The following is a 7,766-nucleotide window of genomic DNA, read 5'->3' as shown; positions in this document are numbered from 1 at the left end:
AACCGCTAACACCGTCAAAGTTAGTCGTAGTCAAATTACCGAAAGCGCTCGCGCTAAACTCGAATTTGTCTACCCCAACAGTGAAGTCGGCAATTTTATCGCCGCCTTCTTTAGTTGTCCTGTAAACAAACAGATCCGCACCACTGCCACCGCTTAGGACATCCAAACCAAGGCCGCCGGTGATGGTATCGTTGCCGTCGCCGCCCTTGATGGTATCGTTAAAATTGCTGCCGACAATCTTGTCATCGCCTGCTAAACCATCGAAATTAACTGCAGCCGGATAAGTACCGAAATCCACATTGTCAGGGCCAGTAGTACCGACAGGAACATTTAGTGGCTCGCCGATGAAGACAAAGTTACTGACTTGCAGGCGAATGTCCACCGAGAAACTAGCCACAATTTCAAAGCGCGCCCCAACAGCAAATACCAGTACAGCACGGCCGGTAGTGGCATCTGTAAACTGACAGAAAGTAGGCGCGTCTAGGTTGCCACCCAAAGCTACAAACCGCGCTTGCAAAGAAGCGATGTTGGTAACATTGATATCCGCGGTGAAGTCGAGCAAATTAGCGCTGCCGATCGACCCAACAGTAGAAGTAGCAGTAATCTCCAGTCGGGTCAAGCTAGAAACGCTGAGATTACCAAAAGCTCCCGTAGAAAACTGTAAAACATCGTCATCGACATTAAAGTCAGTAATAAAGTCAGCTTCTACAACTGTTTGAACCTCTTGGCGGGAAGTGAGGTAAATAAAGGTATCCTTCCCATTACCCCCACTCAGATTATTGGTTCCTAGACCGCCTTCGATCGAGTCATCGCCCTCATTTCCGGTTAATGTGTCATTGCCACTACCGCCGATGATTTTGTCTATGCCGAGGCCACCGTCGATCGAGTCATCGTCATCGCCGCCGTCGATATCGTCATCGTCATCGCCGCCTTTAACTTTGTCCTTGCCCAAGCCTCCTTTTAGTGTGTTTTTGCCTTTACCACCGTCGATATCGTCATCGTCATCGCCGCCGTCGATATCGTCATCGTCATCGCCGGCTTTAACTTTGTCCTTGCCTTTGCCTGCTTTGATTTTGTTTTTGCCTTTACCGACTTCGATATCGTCATCGTCATCGCCGCTGTCGATATCGTTATCGCCATCGCCGGCTTTAATTTTGTCCTTGCCTTTGCCGCCGATGATTGTGTCTTTGCCTTGGCCGGCTGTAATGTCATCGTCACCATCGCTGCCTTCGATGTCGTTATCGAGCGTCGCAGAACCGACAATAACTTGAGGTGCTGTATTGCCAGCAAAATTAAAGACATTTTGCTCGACATTCAAGCTAAAACGCTGGCCGGTGGCAGATCGTTTGCCGTTGCTAACTTCAAAACCAAAACTCAGCGCACCGATAAAACCTACTGTCGCTTTGAAACTTAACGAGCCTGCGTTAATGTCTGCTTGAGAGAAGGTAAAACCGACTTGTGTTACGGCGACTCCCTTAAAGAATAGTTTGCCGGTTGTAGCATCGGGCAGCTCCGTTACCGTGTAGACTGTGCCGCTAGGACCTTGCTCGTCATCGACAAACTGCAACAAATCAGGAGTAATAATTTGCTCGTCGCCGCTGGAACCAGCAATCAGGGGCTCATTAGCTTCCACTCGCGGAGGGTTAAAAATCGGAGTGGGAGTGAGAATTGGAGGGAGAGTTGGAGTTGGAGTTGGAGTTGGAGTTTGAGGATTAACTCCCAAAAAGTCGCCAGCAGTGATCAGCGTTGCGTTGACATTCAACAATAGCGCCAAGGCGAAGTTATTGACCCGAATTTCGGTATTGGCACCGACTTGTATAAAGGTCAAGCTGCTAAAGTTCAAGTCGCCAAACAGCAGAAACTTGTCCTCGTTGTCTGCGAAGTCAGTGATGACTGCACTTGCCCCAGAGGTACTGTTACTCACGACATAAACGTCCTCTCCAGCACCGCCGACACAGGTATGGTTGCCAGTACCGCCCATCAGCGTATCGTTGCCGTTGCCGCCCATCAGCGTATCGTCGCCGTTGCCGCCACCGCTAACGCTGTCGTCGCCATCGCCGCCGTCTGCCTTGTCATTGCCGTCGCCAGTAACGAGGGTATCCTTGCCAGCACCGCCCATCACGCTGTCGTCGCCGGCACCGCCCATCACGCTGTCGTCGCCGTCGTCGCCTTCGCAGTTGTCGTTGCCGTCGCCGCCCATCACGGTATCGTCGCCGATGCCGCCGCTAACGCTGTCGTCGCCGTCGTCGCCTGCACAGTCGTCGCTGCCGCCACCGCCGATCACGGTATCGTTGCCGATGCCGCCGCTAACGCTGTCGTCGCCGTCGTCGCCTGCACAGTTGTCGCTGCCGCCACCGCCGATCACGGTATCGTTGCCGATGCCACCGCTAACGCTGTCGTCGCCGTCGTCGCCTGCACAGTTGTCGCTGCCGCCACCGCCGATCACGGTATCGTTATCTTTGCCGCCGTTAACGTTGTCGTTGCCGTCGCCGCCACTAACGTTGTCGTTGCCTGTGTCGCCCCTGACGGCATCGTTGCCTTCGCCGCCCTCACAATCGTCGTTGCCTTTGCCGCCATAGACGGTATCGTTGCCGGCGCCGCCCTTAACGTCATCATTTCCTTCGTTGCCGTGGGCCCAGTCATCGCCGTCATCGCCTTCGCAGATGTCGTCGTCGCTGCCGCCAAAAAGGCTGTCGTTATCTTTACCGCCGTTAAGGGTGTCCTTGCCTTTGCCGCCCTTAACGTTGTCGTTGCCCCGATCGCCCTTTATTTGATCGTCGTCATCGCCGCCCTCGCAATCGTCGTCATCTTTACCCCCGTACATTTCATTTTTTTTGCCACGGTTTCCTTTGATTTTGTCCTTGCCTTTCTTGCCGAAGATCTTATCCTGATCGCCGGTGGCAACAATTACGTTATCGCTATCATCACCGACGACGGTTCGGCGGCGATCAATGCCACTGCCATCGTCTAAGTCATCGTCATCTTTGTCGCCCGCACCTTCTTCTAGTACGGGGTTAGATTCCGCAATTTGGCTGTCATCAGGAACACCTTCTTCCAGTACGCCGTTAGACGGATCTGGAGATTGGGTGGTGGTAACGCCGTCGGTCTTTTCGTCGATCTCGTCCTGAATTAACTTGGCTAAATCATCATCGGGAATTGTAGAGCTGTCGTCGCCTAAATCCCCGACTGGATTTTGTGTTTCATCTTGAGCGAGAAAAAGTGTTCCCGGTTTTTCTAACAAGTTTTCGTCTGCCATCGTTGATATTTCCCAAAAAATGGTAATCTTCTTAGAATCAATTTATCAGCAAACAGGATGCAGCAGAAGAAAATAAAATTCAACTTCATGCTTTCGCCTGCTAGAGGAGCTGGTTTCCTCATTTTTACTCTTATAGATGCCACTTAAACCGCAAGGTTTTTTCGCTTTGTTGCGAGTTTTATATTCTGCTATTGCCTACCAAAATTAATTGATACGCGACCTACACCGTAAGTGCTGCCCCGAAGCTCCGAGCCTTTAAGATGTTCTCGGTAATTTCTACCGGTAATTTCTACAGTAAGCTGCGCCGAAGGACCCTTATTGTAGATTTTCTACGTAATTTCTACAGTGAATTAGCTGAATTTAAACTCGCAACTGACAACTCCTAAATAACTACCCAAAACCTGTATCCCCCATTTTTACCCTTGCTTTTTTTCCGATTTGGGCTGGATGTATTGAAGTTGTGTAACACTCCCAGCTTTGACAAATCCTTCCCTGACTTAGGATTTGCATCTCTTGACTAAACGACAGTACCCTCCTAATTTTAGTTCCCGATGATTAATTAGAAATTTAGATAATTCCCCCGGGCAAATATTTGTTCTAATTTTTAGTTGCACAATTTTCTCTCGATTCGAGGAAACCTCGCCAACTGAGAAAATTGTTTTTTTCGGCTCAATATTAAGAGTTCTGCCAAAATTTATCTATCTCAAGACTGATTGCAAAATTTAGCTAAAAAGAGTAACCGACGCAGGAGTCGTTTTTGGTGACAGTTGCAAGCTCGGCATTTTGAGCGGGAATGACCCACGGCGAGGCTGCGAAACCCTGTTGTTTTGTATAGGCTTCGCTACCAAATCCAATAATTATCCGAGAAACCGGCCTGATGAGGCGTAATCCTCTAGATGCCAAAAATGATGGTTGCTTGAGAGTACCGGAATAATTTGATTGCCATTGTATTGTTGAGAGTTCTTGGCTACTTAAGTTTATTTTTGCTGCTTAACTTTAACTAGATTAAGAGAGTTAAATTAAAATTTTCCTATATCATAAAAGCGGTAAATTAGCAATAGTTTATTAGCAATTATCGATGGTCAACTATCGATTATCGATAGCCACTGAGGTCTTAAGGATGAGGGCGGAGGGCTTACGGATGAGAACCCAGGGCTGACCAATTAATTAATTGACACAAAATCAAGATTACACATGGGGGGTTGGTGGTAGAGGATAAGCGGTAAAGACCGATCGACCGAGCGCCAAAAAAAATAAAATACTCAACTTTCCCTGCGATATTGCCCTGAAACCGGTTGGCGAGAGCCGAAGTAATTTTAATAAGAACTAGAGATCCGCCTGGTAAAGTGCCTCCAATTTAACTTTACTCAGCAATGAGAAACTCAAGTTCACGACGAATCTAAAGGGGTCTGCGGTAGAGGTGCAAAATGTTAAAGATAGCAAAATTGGAGAAAATTCGGCTTTCACCGAGCCACAGGGCAATCAAAACTAATAAACTGTTATTAAAGTACAACTTTTATATCCTCAAAGTGTTTGAACAAATATATATGACCCTAGCGATCGCCCGATCGGGGGAAGCGCATTCAAAAACTTTGATTGGAAGAGTAAAAATTATTTTGCCGAGCGCTATTGCTAGCCGCAAAAACGCAGGCAAATTTAGAATTAAGGCGGGAGGGCGCTAAACCGGTGAGCCAGGAATTTCAACTCTCAGTCACCCCTGTTGGGGACGACGAATATCTAGTGCGGACAGAAAGGGTTGCACCCGGTGTACCCTTAGCCGAACAACAAGTCCGCTGGCCGATCGACGAATGGCTTGCACTGTCTGCTCAACTGATGAACGACCCGCTGGTGGGCTTGCTCCAAGGAAAAGCAGTACAGGGAAACAGTTTTGCTGGTCGCGGGATCTCCCGTTCGGGATCCAACTGTGCGCCGAATTTAGTAGCGCTCGGACAACAATTATACAGCGGGCTGTTTCAAGGAAACTTGCGCGATAGCTGGACTTGCGCTCAAGGCATCGCCCAGCACCGCCGAGAAGTGCTGCAACTGCGACTCGGACTCAAAGGCCGGCGCCTGCCGCGGCTGCCGTGGGAAGTGCTGCACGCGGGCGATCGCCCCTTGGCAACCGGCACAGATGTCGTGTTTTCTCGCTACCAACCAGGTACAAGTTTGTTCAAACAAACCCGGATACTGCCTAGTGGCGGGCCACTAAAAATTTTAATGGCGATCGCCTCTCCGAGCGATCGAGACAGCTTGCAGCTCAAGCGGGAAGTGCTCCATTTACAACAAGAACTCCAAAACCGCACCGCTAATCCTGTCAAAAACAGCCCCCATTCCCCGGAAATTCAACTGACGATTCTCGAACAGCCCGATCGAGAACAACTTACCCAAGCCCTAGAACAAGGACACTACCAAGTCCTGCACTACGCAGGCCACAGCAACTTAGGTTCCAGAGGTGGCGAACTCTACCTAGTCAGCAGCCGCACCGGCTTAACCGAAACCCTCAGTGGCGACGACTTAGCTGGATTGCTCGTTAACAACGGTATTCAGATGGCCGTGTTCAACTCCTGCCGCGGCGCCTACGGCGACCCCTCAGACCTCGCGGACGACAGCCCGGAACGGAACTTAACCGAAGCTCTAGTGAAGCGGGGCATTCCGGCAGTGCTAGCAATGGCAGAAAGCATCCCCGACGATGTAGCCCTAACTCTGACGCGGTTGTTTTACCGCAACCTCAATCAAGGCTATCCAGTCGATCTCAGCCTGAGCCGGGCCAGAGCTGGGCTAATTTCTGCCTACGGTTCTCACCAGCTATACTGGGCTTTGCCCATTCTCTACCAGCACCCGGACTTTGACGGCTATTTGACTGGCGCCCCAGCCCACAGCGCGACCTCCGGTTCTATGGTGCACATAATCGCGCCGGGAACGCAACCGGCGATCGCGGGTACTGAATGGAAGGCCCCGTCTTCGGTTTCGGCGATCGCCCAATACCCCCCAATCCCAGCCAATCGATCCCATGAGTCAGACAATTCTGAGGGCGAAGTCTGGGAATATCCCCACCAATTAAAAGATCGTAGGGATTGGGTTCACCAGAACGATCGACCCGATGCTGCTAATTCACCCAACTCACCGACGGCTTCGCCGTCCTCTATTCCTAATTCTGAGTGTGCGGCGATCCAAGCAAATCGCGCCGCTGCACCGACTCAGAAACCGTTAACAAAACCGGGGTCGAAAAAATTTGTCACCCTAATGCTTTGCTTGTTGTCCGTTGCTTTGAGTGCTGGCTTTTTTGGGTGGCGGTACTCGAACCAGCGAGGAACGAAACCAGAAGAGCTACTGCCCGCGGTACGGACTCCCCTGTCGCAAAATTACCTGCAACAACGTCACTAAAAGCGATCGCCCACTGCAATGCTGAATTTAGACCCTCTTGGCCTGGCTCCAAACTGGGTGGGGTTTTTGCTGGCCATTCGCTCACGGCTGCCGCTGGCAAAGCGATCAAAAGTATACTGCTCGATCGAATCTCGGACTTACGTTAATCAAGCCGGTTTTTACCGAAAATAAGCAGCAGCCCAACCAAGCATCGAGGAAGAAACCGGGTTTCTCGTCGAAATTCGTCAGTCGATTTGAGATTTTAGACTTCAGCTTGAACCCTGAGTCGAAGGATTTGAGATTTTAAATTTACTCCACAGATAAATCTGGGAACTGGAACAAGACTCTAAAATTTTGATCTCTCCACGACAGGAGTCGGTGGCTTGTATGCGTTTTTGAGCGGGCTGATTCGGCAGCACGAGTATTCATCCTTCGGCACAAGACAATAAAAGCCAGAGTTGCCACAATTAAGAACGTCCTCACCCTCAGCGCGCTTATTTCACAATAATTAATTATGGAAGCGGCTGTGAGTTTGACCTCCTCGCATCCAGGATACCCGCCACGTGATTCATTCCGAAAGCAGACTCAGGACCGGTGAAATAAAAAACCTGTATCCGATGAAACTTGCCGAACGTATTTATCTCGCGCAAGTCAAGGCTTCAATTCTTTAATCTAAAATCTCAAATCTAAAATCGATTGACGCGCCCCTCCAGTTGGTGCATAAATTTTGAGAGTATGGCACTTTACAGGCCACGAGTGGAAACCAATACATTTCCATCGAAACTCCATGTCGGGAACCGCTGCTAATTTGTAGTGCATCAAACATTTAAGCTGTGGTGCATTTAACTCGGTCTTTTTCAATTCCCCTGTGGAAATAACCTCAAATTCTCTGGCTTGGGGCCGGAGGAGGAAGATTTTCCCGAGTTCCCCCTAGAAATCTACTGATTCCTGGCGAAGTGTTAAGAGTCGCGAAGCAATCTCGCCCGATCAAAACTATTCCCCTCTTAGTGGCGGCCCGATGTTTCTGCCGCCGCACCCATTGAGTCGGGTTTGAGCTTAAACCCGTTCAACGAAGAGGTGAAATTTCCTTGAATTTTTACCGGATTGCCTTCCCCAGACTGCGTTCTGTGGAAGTTATATGCCCAAC

The 7,766-nt window shown here is 49.8% G+C and carries 3 protein-coding genes; 2 read left to right on the top strand and 1 reads right to left on the bottom strand.

The genetic code is table 11. The features are described from left to right. The coding region (locus QUB24_RS14100) for a cadherin-like domain-containing protein (protein ID WP_333153779.1) at positions 1-3,256 on the bottom strand (3,256 nt) is incomplete at its 3' end. A gap of 1,427 nt (positions 3,257-4,683) precedes the next feature. Between QUB24_RS14100 and QUB24_RS14095 the strand changes: the two genes are divergently transcribed. Both QUB24_RS14095 and QUB24_RS14090 read left to right on the top strand, forming a co-directional pair. Next, complete coding sequence (locus tag QUB24_RS14095; RefSeq protein ID WP_333153778.1) at positions 4,684-4,938, top strand: hypothetical protein; 255 nt, start codon at positions 4,684-4,686, stop codon at positions 4,936-4,938. Positions 4,939-4,942: 4 nt separating this feature from the next. Next, entirely contained in the window at positions 4,943-6,640 is a 1,698-nt protein-coding gene (locus QUB24_RS14090; RefSeq protein ID WP_333153777.1) for a CHAT domain-containing protein, read from the top strand. The last annotated feature ends 1,126 nt before the right edge of the window (positions 6,641-7,766 follow it).

The organism is Microcoleus sp. B9-D4 (assembly GCF_036705105.1).
In the GTDB taxonomy this organism is placed as follows: domain Bacteria; phylum Cyanobacteriota; class Cyanobacteriia; order Cyanobacteriales; family Microcoleaceae; genus Microcoleus.
This window is presented reverse-complemented; position numbering and strand designations above follow the sequence as displayed.

What these genes read in the sequence shown, in the direction of transcription:
- QUB24_RS14095 (WP_333153778.1), top strand. Translation starts at nt 4,684, where the DNA reads ATGTTAAAGATAGCAAAATTGGAGAAAATTCGGCTTTCACCGAGCCAC.